At 51.0% G+C, this 15,846-nt stretch carries 16 protein-coding genes; 5 read left to right on the top strand and 11 right to left on the bottom strand.

Features of this window, described 5'->3' with window-relative positions; all coding sequences use genetic code 11:
* Positions 1-103: 103 nt before the first annotated feature.
* The 8 genes from JRI89_13050 to zntR form a co-directional block, all read right to left on the bottom strand.
* Positions 104-1,189: an LbtU family siderophore porin gene (locus JRI89_13050; GenBank protein MBW2072164.1), complete on the bottom strand. Its 1,086-nt coding sequence runs from the start codon at positions 1,187-1,189 to the stop codon at positions 104-106.
* A gap of 560 nt (positions 1,190-1,749) precedes the next feature.
* A complete protein-coding gene (locus JRI89_13045; GenBank protein MBW2072163.1) occupies positions 1,750-2,685 on the bottom strand; it encodes a patatin-like phospholipase family protein in 936 nt (311 codons plus the stop codon).
* A gap of 223 nt (positions 2,686-2,908) precedes the next feature.
* Positions 2,909-4,150 (bottom strand): FAD-dependent oxidoreductase, encoded by a 1,242-nt coding sequence (locus JRI89_13040; GenBank protein ID MBW2072162.1) that lies wholly within the window; start codon positions 4,148-4,150, stop codon positions 2,909-2,911.
* A gap of 43 nt (positions 4,151-4,193) precedes the next feature.
* Positions 4,194-4,544 (bottom strand): hypothetical protein, encoded by a 351-nt coding sequence (locus JRI89_13035; GenBank protein MBW2072161.1) that lies wholly within the window; start codon positions 4,542-4,544, stop codon positions 4,194-4,196.
* A 196-nt stretch (positions 4,545-4,740) separates the two neighbouring features.
* Positions 4,741-5,175: a type II toxin-antitoxin system VapC family toxin gene (locus JRI89_13030; GenBank protein ID MBW2072160.1), complete on the bottom strand. Its 435-nt coding sequence runs from the start codon at positions 5,173-5,175 to the stop codon at positions 4,741-4,743.
* Entirely contained in the window at positions 5,172-5,420 is a 249-nt protein-coding gene (locus JRI89_13025; protein ID MBW2072159.1) for a ribbon-helix-helix protein, CopG family, read from the bottom strand. Before JRI89_13025 ends, JRI89_13030 begins: the two co-directional genes overlap by 4 nt.
* Positions 5,421-5,575: 155 nt before the next feature.
* The gene (locus tag JRI89_13020; protein MBW2072158.1) at positions 5,576-5,842 is read right to left on the bottom strand and encodes a thioredoxin family protein; all 267 of its coding nucleotides are present in this window, start codon (positions 5,840-5,842) and stop codon (positions 5,576-5,578) included.
* A 411-nt stretch (positions 5,843-6,253) separates the two neighbouring features.
* Positions 6,254-6,661, bottom strand: coding sequence for a Zn(2+)-responsive transcriptional regulator (zntR, locus tag JRI89_13015; GenBank protein ID MBW2072157.1), 408 nt, complete (start codon positions 6,659-6,661; stop codon positions 6,254-6,256).
* A 405-nt stretch (positions 6,662-7,066) separates the two neighbouring features.
* On the opposite strand from zntR, the gene JRI89_13010 reads away from it, so the two are divergent.
* From JRI89_13010 to JRI89_12995, 4 genes are all read left to right on the top strand, one after another.
* Complete coding sequence (locus JRI89_13010; protein MBW2072156.1) at positions 7,067-7,435, top strand: hypothetical protein; 369 nt, start codon at positions 7,067-7,069, stop codon at positions 7,433-7,435.
* 26 nt (positions 7,436-7,461) lie between these two features.
* Entirely contained in the window at positions 7,462-8,952 is a 1,491-nt protein-coding gene (locus JRI89_13005) for a multicopper oxidase family protein (protein MBW2072155.1), read from the top strand.
* A gap of 264 nt (positions 8,953-9,216) precedes the next feature.
* Positions 9,217-9,447: an SHOCT domain-containing protein gene (locus JRI89_13000; GenBank protein MBW2072154.1), complete on the top strand. Its 231-nt coding sequence runs from the start codon at positions 9,217-9,219 to the stop codon at positions 9,445-9,447.
* 385 nt (positions 9,448-9,832) lie between these two features.
* Complete coding sequence (locus JRI89_12995; protein ID MBW2072153.1) at positions 9,833-10,132, top strand: hypothetical protein; 300 nt, start codon at positions 9,833-9,835, stop codon at positions 10,130-10,132.
* 250 nt (positions 10,133-10,382) lie between these two features.
* Here the strand turns inward: JRI89_12995 and JRI89_12990 are convergent, their stop codons facing one another.
* The 3 genes from JRI89_12990 to JRI89_12980 all read right to left on the bottom strand — a co-directional run bounded on the left by JRI89_12990 (position 10,383) and on the right by JRI89_12980 (position 13,597).
* On the bottom strand, positions 10,383-10,766 hold the full coding sequence (locus JRI89_12990) for a hypothetical protein (protein ID MBW2072152.1): 384 nt from the start codon (positions 10,764-10,766) through the stop codon (positions 10,383-10,385).
* Between the two features lie 255 nt (positions 10,767-11,021).
* Positions 11,022-12,860, bottom strand: coding sequence for a sigma 54-interacting transcriptional regulator (locus JRI89_12985; protein MBW2072151.1), 1,839 nt, complete (start codon positions 12,858-12,860; stop codon positions 11,022-11,024).
* A gap of 185 nt (positions 12,861-13,045) precedes the next feature.
* Positions 13,046-13,597, bottom strand: a complete 552-nt coding sequence (locus JRI89_12980; protein MBW2072150.1) for a pentapeptide repeat-containing protein — start codon at positions 13,595-13,597, stop codon at positions 13,046-13,048.
* A gap of 587 nt (positions 13,598-14,184) precedes the next feature.
* Here JRI89_12980 and cadA point away from each other — a divergent pair.
* The coding region (gene cadA / locus JRI89_12975; protein ID MBW2072149.1) for a cadmium-translocating P-type ATPase at positions 14,185-15,846 on the top strand (1,662 nt) is incomplete at its 3' end.

The following is a 15,846-nucleotide window of genomic DNA, read 5'->3' as shown; positions in this document are numbered from 1 at the left end:
GATACTATCACCAGGAAGATGGCCAAAACTTTACTGGAGGATTACCAAAAGGTAAGGATTTCGGGGATGGGTGGGTTGACTCTCGGGCCAGCCTGGGACAGTCTCAAAACTCGAGGCTCAAGCGGAAATGAAACTCGTTGGCATCACCAACCGCCTCGCTTCCTTTTTCCTTTTCGAAGTTATGGTAGCGATACTCAAAAGAGAAGGTGGCGAAGGAGAATATTTGGTAATTGAAGCCGGCCAGACAGCTATAGTCCAGGACCTCATTCTGGTCGCCGCCCCGGTCGTCGTCGAAATCTTCATAACGCACGGCCAGTTCCAAGGGTTCCAGCAGTTGGAACGCGAGTGCAGCAAACCAGGCCGATTCCTTGTTCTCCTCCCCGTCTTCTCCCTTTTCTCGGCTCAGAGCGGTGATGTACTCACCGTCCAGGCTGAACTTCCAGATGTTGTAAGTCACTGAAGCGCCGATAGTCTGGTTGCGTCTGCCGTCGCCGGGTTCATTGTCATAATAAAGACTCAGCAAAAGTGTTTCTGGCACAGGTTCGAACGAAGCGTTCACAATGAAAGATTTCAGACGTCTTTCGGGCTTCCGCCTGGAGCGATACTTGTGGGTATGGAAATCCTGCAGATTATTGATGATATCATGACCTTCATAGATGGTAAAAGAGAGATCCAGACCGTGGAAGTCGGGGGTGTATCCCAGGGTAGCACCTATCCTCTGTATCTCGTAGAGCTCCTCCGTGAGCGTACCGCTGATCAGGTGGTCTTCGAAAACGCCAAAGGGAAGCACGGTCTTGCCAGCCACCAGATACAGGGGAGCCCAGGGAGATTCCAGCGTCACAAAGGCCTCATCCAGGTTGAATTTGCCGTCTTCCCCCTCCTTGCCAATATCTTCGACATTCAGCACGATCTTGGTTTTAACCCAGTCGTTGAAAATAATCCTGAGAGCACCTTCTATCGAACCTATGTAGAAATCTGAAGAGCTGCCGCTGTTGGCGTCCCCTGTATCCAGCACGTCTGTGTAGTCGTAGTTGAGGTCGATGAAACCTCCCAGGGAGACCTCGTCAGCAAATGGTTTGAACCATGCCGCCCTTTCTTCGCCCTCTTCTTCCTCTTCTTTCTCCACCTCTTCCAGACGTTGTTTCACTTCATGGTCGGCTTCATTCGCCCGCTCCTCTTTCGCCTTCAACCCGCGAGCCGGCCACAACAAGAACAATGTCAATGCTAACGGCACAACAAGTGCCTTACACAGAAAAATATCTTTGCGGAGTTTGATCGACCCCAGGGGTGGTTCCTTTCCGGCAAACCTTTGCACTCTCTTGCGGCTCAATTGCTCGACGGGAAAGGCATCTATAAGAATTAGGTGGAATAGGCAAATCTTTGGCTGGAAGCAGCCAATAAAGGGTTCATAATATACAACAAGAACTTGGTTGGCAATAACGTCCGGGAAATCTACACCGTGAGGGATTTCTGGATGGCAGCAAGATAGTCGGTCCTGGTCAGGATATTTCATGAAGGATCCGGGTCTATGAAGATAGTTTCACTTCCCGTACCCAGCTGACAAAGTAATTGCCCACTGGCTCCTTTTCGCGCCCCCTTGCGCCCTGCATCCATATTTTGACCCGCAACTAGTCTTCACAAATCTCCAGGGTGTGGAGGGCCGGAGCGCATGTTCAACATGCTGACTCCTGCGACCAGCACGAAAATCATCGTGAGCAAGAAAGGCCAACCCATAAACTGGACCTCCTTTCACCGTGTTCTTATCAAATCGTGCAATTCTGAGCCAATTCGCTCTACAGCGCGTTTCCCCTCGGCAATAGCTTCTGCCGCCTTGTCAAAATCAAGAAAACCAATGTCAACAACCCTGGGGTTTATGGTAACGTCCGGTTGATCGTCTGCCAGGCGGCTGCGGACAATATAGTTTTGCATGATGCTGAGCGAGCCGTTCATCACATCGAAAAAACTCAGGGTATCCACGAGAGAATCGGAAATGGACGCACCCAGAGAACTGGTCCATTTTTTCAAACCTGCACTCAAGGCATGGAGAAACTTAGGCTCCGAATTGGAGGCTTTGGCTCTGGTTTTGCTCCGCTTCGCCTGGCAAATATGTTTGCCCAGCACTTCACTGTTCAAGTTAACTGCGAGAATGACATCCGCACCGAGGGCCTTGCAGGCTGACACCGGCACAGGATCAACCAGACCGCCGTCCACTAGCAGATGCTCACCATATGTTACAGGGGTAAAAATACAAGGTACTGAAACCGAGGCCCGCACGGCCTCCACCAGGGATCCAGTTGTCAGCCAGATTTCTTGACCTGTGAGCAGATCAGTCGCCACTGCTGCAAATGGCTTGGGAAGATCGGCTATTTCTCTGTCTCCTATTGAATCCTGGAGAAATTGGACGATGCGATCTCCTTCCAGCAGTCCCCCCCGCGGCAAGAGCTTGATGTCGATGAATTGCAGGACGTCGTGTTTGTGGAGCCCTCTAGTCCATTCTTCCAGGGAGTCGAGATTTCCGGTCACATAGAAGGCCCCGACCAGAGCACCAATGGAGGTGCCGCAAACAATGTCAGGCTCGATGCCCAGTTCCATCAAAGCGCGGATTACCCCAATATGAGCCCAGCCTCGAGCAGAACCACTGCCAAGGGCCAGTCCAACCTGATTGTTTCCGCCTGCTGCCGCCATCTCCTCTGCTGCCGCTCTGAATTTGCTGGAAACATAGCTAAGTCATGAATGCCTCTCCAGCTACTCCTTGATACACAAGCAGATCTTTACTTAAAAAAGTTTGCTCTGCCCAAAATTAAGAAGAGTTTTGTGGTTCGTCAAGTGGACAGGAGCCAGGGGTTGCAGTGAAAAGTGAAAGGTAAAAAGTTTGAGAAAAGAAATGGAGAGCACACTGATGCCTGGGCTAGATCTGCTGCAGATACTCTCGAATCATCAAGGCGGCACTGGCGCCTTCACCTGCAGCACTGGCCACCTGTTTGGTGCTCTTGTCCCGCACATCACCTGCGGCAAAGATTCCCGGTACGCTGGTCTCCAGCAGGTATGGATCGCGGTTTTCAAAACTTGCCGGTCGTTGTCTCCCATGAACCAGATCATGGCCGGTAACAAGGAAACCCCACCTGTCCAGCACCAGGTCACTGTTGGCGAGGAATCCTGTATTCGGTGTCAAACCAATAAAAATGAAGGCGCCGTCCACAGGAAGGTTTTCCTCATGACCGGTTTGATTGTTTCTCAGTCTTACGCCAGTCAGCCTGGATTGTTCTCCCAAAAACTCCCGCACTTCTGTGTGGTAGCGCACCTCGATCTTTGGATGGCTGAGCACGCTTTCTTGAATTATCGGGCTTGCTTTGAAATAACCTCTTCTTACCAGGATAACTACCCTGTCGGCAAACTTTGTCAGGAGCAAACTTTCCTCCGTGGCACTGTTGCCCCCGCCCACCACAGCAACACGCTTGTCATGGTAAAATGGACCGTCGCAGGTGGCACAGAAGTGAATTCCCGCTCCCAGGTACTCCTCCTCTCCTGGAACGTGAAGTCTCTTGTAGCGACCACCCGTGGCAATAAGCAGGGCCCGCGCACTGTACTCCATGCCGTCCCCAGTCACCACGCAGTGATAGTTCTGCTGCTGCTTCACCTCTATAACTTCCTGAGCCTGGAGGAGCTCCACTCCAAAGCGCTCCGCCTGGCGACGCAGCCTTCGGGAAAATTCGATGCCGGTAATACCATCAGGGAATCCTGGCATGTTGTCCAGTTTTTCTGTGCCAGCCGCCTGACCGCCGAAAGCAGCGCGTTCTATTACCAGGGTATCAATGAATTCGCGCGCTGCATAAAGGGCAGCAGTGAGACCGGCAGGCCCGCCGCCAAGGACAATGAGGTCGTAGTGGCTTCTGCTGGCCGTGGTCTTCAATCCCAGCTTGGCTGCCAGTTCAGCGTTTGTCGGCTCAACCAGAAAAGAGCCGTCAGGAAAAACAATAGTAGGAATAATACGCTTGCCCCTGTTCGTTCTTATGACAAATTCCTCGCCTTCCCTGTCTTCTTCAATATTCACCCAGTTGTACGGGATCTGATGTTCGCCGAGGAATTGTTTGCTTGTTCTGCAGTCGGGGCACCAGTAGGCGCCGTACACCGTGATCTCTGCTTTTGCCATGTAAAATATTCTCCTGGAGTAGGTACAAAACCCTGGACGGACATTAAAAATGTGCTGTCAGCCAGGCGGCCAGACGGTTTCCCACAACAACAAAAATGGCAATGATAAATGTCTCGATTGCGGCCTTCGTGCTCACAGGCTGCATGACGAGCGCGGCCAGCAGGTCCGTGATTACACAAAATGCCAATCCTGCCATGAGACCCCACCGCTGGATGATCAAAACCATCACCAGCAGCAAAGGAATACTGGCAAGTGTACCCAACAGGACCAAAACAAGCAAATTCAAGCCAAGCTGCTTGTGGACTATGTTGGTCATAGCTGCCATGCGGGGGCAAACTATGAAAAGTGCAAACGCTCCGGTAGCCAGAACATAACTAGACAGACCCTGAGTCATATGCACACCTCCTCAGTACAAAGTTTTTCAGTTTATTGCCGCCCAGAACAAACTCAAAGGATCAAGAAATACAGAAAGCCTGTAAGAACTTCCATCAGCAGCTAACCCTCTGTGGAGAGGATCGGAGAACTTTTCCCGTAATGATTCTTGCAGGACCGGGCCTTCTGAATTCTGAAAATGGCACCAGCTAGCGAGATCAAAAACTTCCTATGGGATTTTCCCATTTCAAACCGGGGAAACGGCCGAAATCTCCATCCGTAGAACACAGTAGGAGTCCATGCTCGATAGCAAGCGCCGCCAGGTGAGCATCAGGAATCAGATTTGCGCTTATTCTCAGCCCAGTGAGCAAAGATCCCAAGATTTCGTCATGCCGTTCTGTGGGTTGAGGAATCCAAACCGGCGAGCAATTGAGCCATTCTTCCACTTGTTTCCAAGCTTCCATAATGGATTCAGGTCGCTCGAAGATTCGCGGATTGGTAACCAGGCGAAGGAAGGAAAGCAAACTAGGCCAGGGCATTCCCACGGCAGTGACGCCGTTCAGTCGTTCATCCAGCCAGGTTCGCACTCTATCGTGTTGAGGAAAACTCGCCACATGTGCATAGACAAGCAAGTTGGCATCCACCAGAATCACTTGTAATCGTCACCTTCTGCTACAGCTAAAGCTTCAGATATGTCATCAACAGTACCAACAAGACAGCGACCTAAGGATACAGATCTGGTGTTGTAAACCTTACCTTGGCGAGGCGGAGCTGTCATCTGCTGTAAGCCTCGGCGCAAAGCCTCGTTGATCAGAACCTTGAAACTCATGTCCCGGGTTTTCCGCAGTCTTTTCAGCAGTGCGGCCACATCGTCATCTATAGTAAGGGTAGTTCTCATGGTGCATCAAAACATAACTTATTTGATGTCATGATGTCAAGTTTGTCCTATTATGGCCTAAATGGGGCTCTCAGGAAACAGGCCAGCCAAGGATAAACAGGTGGACCTGCGGGCGGGGCCTCCCTCCCCGGCCGCAGATCTTTGGACAGACCTTCCTACAGGGGCTTTCCTACACCTGCTGCTGTCAGGGCTTCTCTGGTAATGGGAGCACGCTGACAGCACTCGAGGAGACGCCCGTTGACTGCTACTGCAGGCAGGGCTGTAATTTTATAGGCTTGGGCCTCCTTAACTCCCTCTTTCTTGCTCAGATCGTAAATAGTGAGTTCACAGTCCGGACAGGCCAGCTCCCTGGCTGTGTCCACAACATCCTGACAAACTGGACAACCAGCAGTGAAAATCTCCACTTTTCTTTTCTCTGTCATGGTAATAACCTCCATCATCAATGCTGTTAACTGCTTACAAGGCGAATGCCCTCAACCCTTTGCGGTTTAACCACTTTTATTATTTATTGGGGCATCTCCTCGACTTCTTCCCTCGCTGGCATCTCGAACTGCAGGCGAGAGATCCTTCTTTCCGATACTCCAGTAAAACTGTAATCCCTATAGTATGGTAGAAGGTCAAGCACTAATCTTGAAGGGTCAGCAAAAATGATGGGTTTCCAGAGAGGTATCTCAGAAGTTGCCTCCTGGTCGTACTCGCAAGCTTTTGAAATTTCGATAATGATAGTATTATTATTTAACCTTTCCTTTAATTCTAGCGGGCCATTCCCGGACGAAAGCTGACGAGAAGATAAGTCAAAAAGATTCCAGCCATGCAAGCGGCGGTTGGCCGCTTCATAGATCTTTGGAGTTGAGCGCCTCCAGGATGGGGCATTCAGAGGTGGGCCCACTGCCCCAACACTGATTAGCAAGCTGAGTAAGGGCCCTCTTGATCTCCTGGAGAGCCCGGATTTTCGTCTCCACTTCGACAATTTTGGCCTGGGTCCGCTTCTTGACATCCGCACAGGTAGAACGCGGATCCATCCGCAATGAGAAAAGCTCTGAGATTTCTTTAAGGGAAAAGCCGAGCTCCTTGGCATGCCTGATAAAGTTGAGGCGTTCCAGGTCTTTCTGTGAATATTGCCGGTAGCCACTCTCACGCCGGACAGGCTCGGGCATCAGGCCCCGCCTTTCGTAGTAACGGATAGTCTGAATATTCACCTTTGCCTTTCTGGCCAGCTGACCGATGGTGAATTGTTTCATCTCTTAACCTCCAGATTTATTTTACACATTGTACCCAGGTATAGAGTCAAGGGCTACACTGGAAAATCAGCGATCTTCCTCTGTCACACTGCATCATTTTTATCCACCTGCAAACTGATAATCTGCTAAACTGGATAAAAAGTATCCACCTCATGCGAAGTTTTTTCAGCAGGCAAGATAGCAGTCAAAGCGGCTAGATGCTAAATTACCCTTATATTAACCAGTTAAGCTATCACTATTTTGCTGGCACTAACATTGCTCTACAAGAGCACATAATGAAGAGGCGGAGAGGAACAAATGGTTACTGGCTAGCATGAGACGCCAGGTTCTCTTGCACTCCGGGAATCGGTGAGGCAAGCCAACCTGGACCCAGTTAACCTGAACGATTTCGAAAAGGAGGACGTGATGACAAGAAAGGCGATCATGATCGTGGCAGCAGTGTTGCTCTTTGTCCCCGGCATTTCAGCAGCGCAGGGTCAGAGCCACAGGGGCGGAAAAGGCCAGCATATGAAAATGATGAACATGGGCTCTATGATGCAAGCCAATATGGCAAAGATGGCTGACTTGATGGACAAGATGCAGCTGCTGATGAGCCAGGGCAAGATGAACCCCCAGCAGATGAAACAGTGTATGGGTATTATGAAGAAAATGAGTCAGATGATGAGAGAAATGTCCGTCCGTCATGACCAACAGGTCCAAGAGAAGCATCACAAACAGCTGCAGCAAATGGAAAAGGAGATTGATCCTTTGATGACCCTGGTCCATCCAGGTTAGCTGCCAGCGAGCCCAAGGACAAAATTGTGAATTTGAAACCGACGAAGGTACATACTCCTGCAAAGACGAATTCTGGCAACGATCTGTTGAGCAGAAGGTCCTTTCTCAAGACTGCTCTCGGCACAGCTCTGGCCGTGGGACTCCCCGGGTTTTCTATCACTCGAGCGTTGGGCGCAGCCAACAATGCCATAAGAGAATTTCATTTCTCCGCCTCCCAGGCCAGGGTAAATCTCGGAGTTGGTCCCGATTTTCAGGCATGGACCTATAACGGTCAGATCCCCGGCCCCGAAGTGCGGGTCAAGCAGGGAGAGATAATCAGGGTAGTGCTCAAGAATTATCTACCTGAAGAGACAACTATTCACTGGCACGGAGTACCGGTACCCAACGCAATGGACGGCGTACCGGGCGTAACCCAGAAAGGGGTTGCTCCTGGACAGACGTTTATCTATGAATTTGTGGCTGAGCCCGCAGGCAGCTACATCTACCATTCTCATGCCAACTACCAGCTGGACCAGGGTCTCTACGGTGCCCTGATTATTGAAGACAACGACTCTTCCACATACGACCGTGATTATGCGCTGTTGTTGGAAGACTGGGTTAGCAGAGACGGCGGCGGCGTTGCTGAAACGCGCCGGCGCCCCCCCATGGGTATGATGATGGGGGGTATGATGGGCATGAATCGCATAGCTCGTGGGGGCCAGACTCCTTTGCTGGAACCTTATTACGACGCCTACGCCGTCAATGGCAAGAGCTATCCCCAGGCAAAGCCACTGATAGTCCGCCAGGGAGACAGGGTAAAATTGCGACTACTCAACCCTTCTTCATCTACCATCTATAATCTGCGCCTGGCAGGACACAGCCTCACCGTGACCCACCTGGACGCCAACCCAGTCAAACCACTGGAAACGGATGTGCTCCGTATAGGTATGGGCGAGCGCTACGATGTAGAATTTATAGCCAACAACCCTGGCAATTGGCTGCTGGCGGCTCAGGAAACTGGCTTCGGTGAAGGGATGCTTCGTGTGCCGCTGCAATACAAGGGTATAGGGCAGAGGGAGCCCGTCCCTCCAGTGTTCCACAGGGGCTTGCGTTTCGCAAGCTACTGGGATTTTCAGGCGCTTCAACCCTCGGGGAAAATGCTTTCCAAATCTCCTGCTCGCTTCTACTCGCAGACATTGAGTGGCGGCATGATGGGCTCGCCCTACTGGACTATCAATGGTTTTGTTTACCCCAATGCAGAGCGCCTGGGTGTCCGCCAGGGAGATCTGGTGCGCCTGAGCTACTGGAACCACAGCATGATGCCCCATCCCATGCATTTGCATGGCCACTTTTTTAAAGTGGTGAACCCAGCTTTGCCGCCTTATTTGTGGATTCAGAAAGACACTATTATTGTCAATCCCATGGAGCGCCTGGAGGTTCAATTCGTGGCCGACAATCCAGGAAGCTGGTTCCATCACTGCCACAATCTCTATCACATGGAAGGCGGCATGGCCAATGTGCTCGTATACCGGAGCTAGCACAGCAAGGATAGCCAGCTGTCAGCGGCTGACGGCTGGAGAAGGACACCTACGGGACCGACCATGATTCGTCAGTCCCTGAGTAACGTTGAAGGCTTCGAGCACTCCGGCTACGTGGAGGGCAAATTTAGATTCAAGGGGAGGTGTGTAGTGAAGATAAGGAGATGCCTGATACCAGTTTTCATCTGGTTCTTATCATTTACACTTGCAGAAAAAGCTCTCGCTCAAGGGCCTGGTTACGGAGGCTGGCAGATGGGTCCCGGGATGATGGGTTGGGGAATGGGGTGGTTTGGTATGATTTTTATGTTCGTTTTCTGGATTCTGTTGATTGTCGGGCTGGTCTTTCTCATAAAATGGTTGATCCACTCTACTCGAAGCAGCAAAGATGGTGTGATTGGCAGCTCGCGGCCCCTGGAAATTCTCAAAGAACGCTACGCCCGGGGAGAACTGAGCAAGGAAGAATTCGACAGAATGAAGCAGGATCTTCTTTCCTAGCACTGCTGATGACATCTATAGTTGTTCAGGAAGTAGTTGCAAGCAAGGGCGGGGGCGGCCCTGTCGACGATTACTGTCAGCACCGTAAATCTGGATCGCGCGGACATGTCGCTGCCTTCTATTTCCGCGCCCTCTTCAAACTGGATACTTTCTGGACAGTATCATGATAAAGAGCCATCCAGGTGCGAAAAAATTACCCGTTCCCTCATAAGGATCTAGTGAAGCAAATTCATAAAATGCCTCAAGTTACTATTATTTTGTGCTTATATATTCACCGTTTATTCCGTAGAAGAAATATTCTGGCACAGCAATTGCGGATGAACAGCGATGTAGGCAAACAGAGTCCTTCAGCCAACGAAAGCAAAATGAACATAGGAGGAACACTATGACAGAAGAAAAAAAACCAACTACCGAGTACAATTCCACCACAGACGAGGAAAGAGCGACAAGGGCTGGCCTGGACGGCATGGGTACGGCTACAGCTCGGATCGAAATCAGTCGAAGTCTGCGCAAGAAAATTTTGCAAGAATACGACCTGGTAGACCTGGAGAACAAGGGACGCTACTATGCCGCCAAGGCCTACAGCAAAGACGGCCGCTGGTTCAACGAACTGTTGATTGACAAACAGACAGGCAACATCCAGGTAATGAACAGGCAAGAGATACGAAAAGGCAAAGAGAGATAGCTCCAGGCAGGTGGCAGGCTCCGGGTTACTCCCTGCGAATCCTTCCGGACCCCAAGACACTTTAAACCCCCCCTCGTTTCCCGTCAGCCCAATCAGTGGCAACAGTGGGAGGGTTATGCCGACTGGTAAGTCTGCGCTTCAGGATGAGCAACCGCCACGAACACCATATGGTGTAGCTACGTGGCAAGGGGCCTCGGCGCAAGAATCCCCCAGGAAACAGACGCCAGAGTATATTGTGTGGGCTGCACTGCTACTCTGGCAAAGATCTTTGAGAAAGAGACTGCGGTAATGAAGCTGTACACATAGCAAATTCAGGGTTTACCTCAAAAAATTTTTTGCTCAAGAAGTACTCAACCCTGTAGGATTTCATGCCTATGTCGCGGACGAACATATCCTGAACCAGTTTGTCTTTATTCTCTCTCAAAAACTTCAGCTGTAATGTATTGATTCTGGCACAACGGCTGATGCTGTCGCACCTGGAGCCGAGCATGGCAACCATACGTTCGCATCTGGCTATTCTTTTCTCTATGCAGTCGTTGTAGTATGACTTCAGGGCTACATCGTTTGCATAGGCAAACATCGCCATTGCAAAGGTGCCGAGGATCAATATGGATATTATCGCTGTCTTTTTCATCTATCCCCCTTTCAACCTGATAATCTGTCCACTGAAATTGCTCTTGCTCGCTCATGAGAGTGACATGTGGTGTCTGCTGCTCACTCTGGCAACCTCAGTGGTTTTCTCTGTAAGTGGTTGTGGCTGCACTTCTTCAGTAGATGGTGCAGCAAGGCATGTACCAGGGATCTGAAATATAATTTTTCGTGGTATTTCCTGCAGATATAGCTGGGAGGTTGGAACAAAGGTGTGCCATGCTGTGTCAGATGTGTCGCCTCACTCCGACACATCCGTCACAATGCCGTAGCGCTCCATTCGGCGGTAGAGCGTCCGGCGGGCAATGCCGAGAATCCTGGCTGCCTCGGTCTTGTTGCCTCGTGTACGACGAAGAGCCTCGCGAATCTCCATCTCCTTATTTATTGCTGCGTGAGGAATCCAGCGTTCGAACAGAGGCGGCAGATGTTCTAATTCTATGGTCTTTCCTTCACACAGCACGCAGGCGCTCTCTATTACATTCATGAGTTCTCGAACATTGCCTGGCCAGCTGTGGCGGCGCAATAGAGTCATAACCTCATTGCTTACCGAGGTTATCTCCTTGCCCATTGTTCTCGAGTACTGCTTGAGAAAATGAATCACCAGCAGGGGGATGTCGTCTAGACGTCCGCGGAGCAGCGGCACATGGATCTTGAACACATTCAGTCGATAATAGAGGTCTTTGCGGAAGCGCCCTTTGTGGACAAGACTCTCGAGGTTCTGATTGGTGGCGGCAATTATCCTGACATCCACCCTAATTGGTTTATAATCTCCTACTTTTGCGATCTTTTTCTCCTCCAGAACCCGCAACAGTCTCAGTTGAACAGCCGGCGAAACATCGGCAATCTCGTCCAGGAAGATGGTGCCGCCATTGGCTGCTTCGAAGCGGCCAATCTTGGTGCTGACTGCACCGCTGAAAGCCCCTTTCACGTGACCGAACAACTCGCTTTCAATTATCGATTCGGGCAGGGCAGCACAATTGACCTTGATCAGAGGACCCTTTGCCCTCTTGCTCAAATTATGGATGGCCTCGGCAACCGGCTCTTTGCCAGTCCCCGAATCTCCCGTTATGAGAACGGTAGTGTCGGTAGCAGATATGGCTTTGATACGATTTAGAACTTCAGTGATGACCCTGCTCTTGCCTATAATTGTGGGACCGCCCTTTTGCCACAGCCGAACTCGAAGCTCTTCTACTTCCTCGGCCAGGGCAATCTGTCTCTTGACGTCATTGGTAATATCACTTGCTATGCCTATTACCATACAGACGTTGCCATCCTGATCTCTGATAGGCTCCATTCTTTTGTCAAGATAGAGGCGGCCCCGTCTGGCAGTATCAATCAACTGGACATACCAGGTAGGGTTTTTGGACTCCATTACCTGCTTCTCTACACCATACCAGAACTGCTTCAAAGACTGAGAAACTCCACCAAGTTCCAAGGTTTTTTTGCCAATCTGGTTTCCCAGGACCCTCACGAATGTCCTGTTGCAGGCAATGAGGCGATGCTCTTTGTCGATGACAAAGGCCATGGTGGGCATAAAATCGAAAAGAGCCCTGAATTTTTGTTCACTCGCCCGCAGTGCTTCTTCCGCCTTGACGAGATCAGTAATGTCACGCATGGTTTCAATGATATGGGTAACTGCCCCCATCTGATATCGCATGGGCGACAGCAAGAGGTCCACCCAGATCTTGGAACCATCCGGGCGCAGGTGCTGATGCCGGCAGCTCTGCGGCTGGCCAGTGGCAAACACCCTGGGCAGCACGCACTCCTCACCGTGTTTATCACACGGCTGATTGTAGCCATGAGAGATCTTATAGCAGGGCTCTCCTACAACCTCCTGGCGCTTGCGGCCAGTAGTGTGCAGAAAGGCCTTGTTGGCGTCAGTAATCCGGTAGTCCCGGTCGATAATGATGATGTCTTCGTGCATGTTGAACAGGACTGATTGATAGTAGTCTTTAGCTTCCTGCAGTTTCTCCTCCACCCTCCTGTGTTCAGCTGCTGACGCTTCCAGTTCGGCGAGTCGTCCCCGCAATATCTGCAATTCCTCCAGGAGTTGCTCTCTCGATTTATCTGCCTCTTTCATGAGCTTCCAAGAATTTGGTAGACAAAGTCATCCACGACTCTGTCGCCAATATATTGTTCGAAGCCTGGCAGTGGCAACATCAAGAACCACTGCCACGTGGTAAAGCATCGCAGAGCAAAGAGCACAGCCAAGAAGCTGAATGAGCTGTAAGGGTCAAGCAGAAAAAACGCCCCGAAAACATAAGGTTAAACCGCGGTACTGCCATTGTGACAATGAGAACATCTTCCGTGAACTGCTTTCTTGTTGATCTCTTTAATTATTTTCCTGCCCAGTTCAGTGGCGCTCAATCTCCTTGTGAGTTCCACGTCCAGTTCTGCCTGATAAAGAGTCCTGGCCCTGGCAATCTGCTTCACCGATAGGTTTCTAGTACTTCGCAGATTCGTCCAGCGCAAATTCGCTTCGAGTAAATCAGCCCCACTGAGATCTGCTCCAAACAGGTTTGCCCCTTCCAGGTTCGCCCGGCGCAGATTGGCAGCAACGAGACTGGCCCCTGCAAGGTTTGCCTTGCTGAGAAACGCCCGGCGCAGGTCGGCTCCAGTGAGGTTAGCTCTCTTTAGAGAGGCCCTGCGGAGGTCAGCTGCACGAAAATCAGCCCAGCGAAGATCAGCTCCCTTTAGGTCTGCCAGGTTCAGGCTTGCCAAGCGCAGGTCAGGTACAGTGTAAGGGTTTCTTTTCTTCCAGGAATTCCAGCTAGCTGCGCCTTTCTTGAGCTGGGTCAAATGTCTCGGATTGGCCATTTCTTTCCACTGCTACAGCCTATGCCCAACAGCACCTGCCGGGCAATATGCCGCTTTCTGCTATATCGCCTGAGCGAATTAATCCTACTTTTTAAATATACTTTATCCATGAGACAACTGCAACCTGATCTGTGGAGCTGGGTTCTTTCACTCTAGCGCCCCAGGAGCCAATCACTCTCATCTAGCAACATTTGCAAATAGCTAAAGTAAAGCACACCCCTTTGGGACACCTGGGATGCTGCTCCGGCCCTGGAAAAAAGTTGTTCGTCAACACTGGAACTGCTTGAAGCCTGCACACCACGTGTGGAAGAAGACTCTGGCGTGCGCAAAAATTACGCAATTGACAGTCATTCCCCTTGGCTGACTTGTAAATTTCTTGTAATTTAGTAGAGATAAAATGTTGGTACACCTCTTGCTCAACGGAGACAACTGAGAAGGTTAGGCAAGAAGGGACTCTGGGAGAAGTTCATGCCGCGCAGCATTTTTGAATCTTCTGGGGGGAGCTCCTATTATAGAAGGACAGAAAATCGATGTGCTGAGGCAGCGGGACCTTATCGCTAGGGTGTTGAGAAACATGGAGAGCTGACATGGAGAAGAGCCAGGAAACAAAGACCTGGGAGGGAACTGTTGTGGGTCTGGATTGTGCTGACTGTGCCGCCACTCTGGCAAAGACGCTGGAAAAACTGGCTGGGGTGCGGGCCAGTTCCATCAATTTTGCCACTTCCAGGTTGAAGATCGAGTATACCCCTCGTCGCTTTGAGATAGAGCGTCTCGAACGCGAACTGAAAAAAGCTGGTTATCGCCTGGCCGAAGCTGGTGCTACCGAGCGGTTGGACCTTGTTGTCGAGGAAATGGATTGTGCCGACGAATCCACCATTATCGAGAAACAGTTGAAAAGGCTCCCTGGAATAAATGAACTCCAGTTCAATCTTGTGGCCCGGGAACTCCGGGTATCGTATGATCCTGAGCGGCTCAAACCAGAACAGATTATCGAGGCGGTGGATGCAACCGGCATGCAAGCCAGGCTCAAAGGGGGCCACAGACCTGCTGAGTCTACCTGGATGCGCCACAGGCACCTTATCCTTACAACGGTTTCCGGTGTTTTCATACTGGCTGCTCTCGGCTTTTCCCTTGCCGGGTACCCTCACACCATAACCGATTCCCTGTACATTCTGGCGATCCTTACTGGAGGCTACTTTATTGCTCGCAAGGGCCTGTTGGCCTTGAGGACTTTCAGCCTCGATATGAATTTCCTCATGACGGTGGCTGTGATCGGTGCTGCCGCAATAGAGCAATGGCTGGAGGGAGCCACCGTGATGTTTCTCTTTTCGGTGGCTAACATTCTGCAAAACTACACCATGAATCGGGCAAGAAATGCCATTCGCTCCCTGATGGAGCTGTCTCCTAACATGGTGGTGGTCAAGAGAAATGGCAAGGAGGAAGATGTCCCGGTGCAGGATGTGGGGATTGGGGAAAAAATACTCGTCAGGCCTGGGGAAAAGATCGGCCTGGATGGCCGGGTGGTGGCAGGATCATCGAGTGTCAATCAGGCACCCATCACCGGAGAATCACTACCGGTGGCCAAGACTGTCGGTGACAGCGTGTTCGCTGGCACTATCAATCAGAATGGCTCTCTCGAGGTTGAAGTAACACACGGCTACCAGGATACCACTCTCTCCAGGATCATCCACATGGTGGAGGAAGCCCAGTCACAGAAAGCACCATCCCAGAGTTTTGTGGAAAAGTTTGCCAGGTACTATACTCCTGCTGTCATAGGGGTCGCAGTCCTGATAGCAGCTCTTCCCCCTCTTGTTCTAGGTCTTTCTTTCACAGTCTGGTTCTATCGATCGCTGGTTCTTCTGGTCATAGCCTGTCCCTGTGCCTTGGTCATTTCGACGCCAGTGTCAATAGTTTCCGGCCTCACTGCCGCCGCTCGCGTGGGCATCCTCATCAAAGGCGGTATTTGCCTGGAAGAAACTGGACATTTGAAGGTATTCGTTTTCGACAAGACCGGCACTCTTACCAGGGGCAAGCCGGCAGTCACCGACATTATCCCTCTAAACGAATATTCTGCGGATGAAGTCTTGCGCCTGGCTGCTGCCATCGAGTGCTACTCTGAACATCACCTGGCCAGGGCGATTGTCGAAGAAGCAGAGCGGAAAGGGCTTCAGTATCCGAGGCCTGAAGACTTTCAAGCTATCCCAGGCAAAGGGGCACAAGCAAACATTGAAGGACATCTCTTCTACATT

The organism is Deltaproteobacteria bacterium, assembly GCA_019309045.1.
GTDB lineage: Bacteria > Desulfobacterota > Syntrophobacteria > BM002 > BM002 > JAFDGZ01.
The sequence above is the reverse complement of the archived record's forward strand: the minus strand, read 5'-3'. Positions and strand labels throughout refer to the sequence as shown.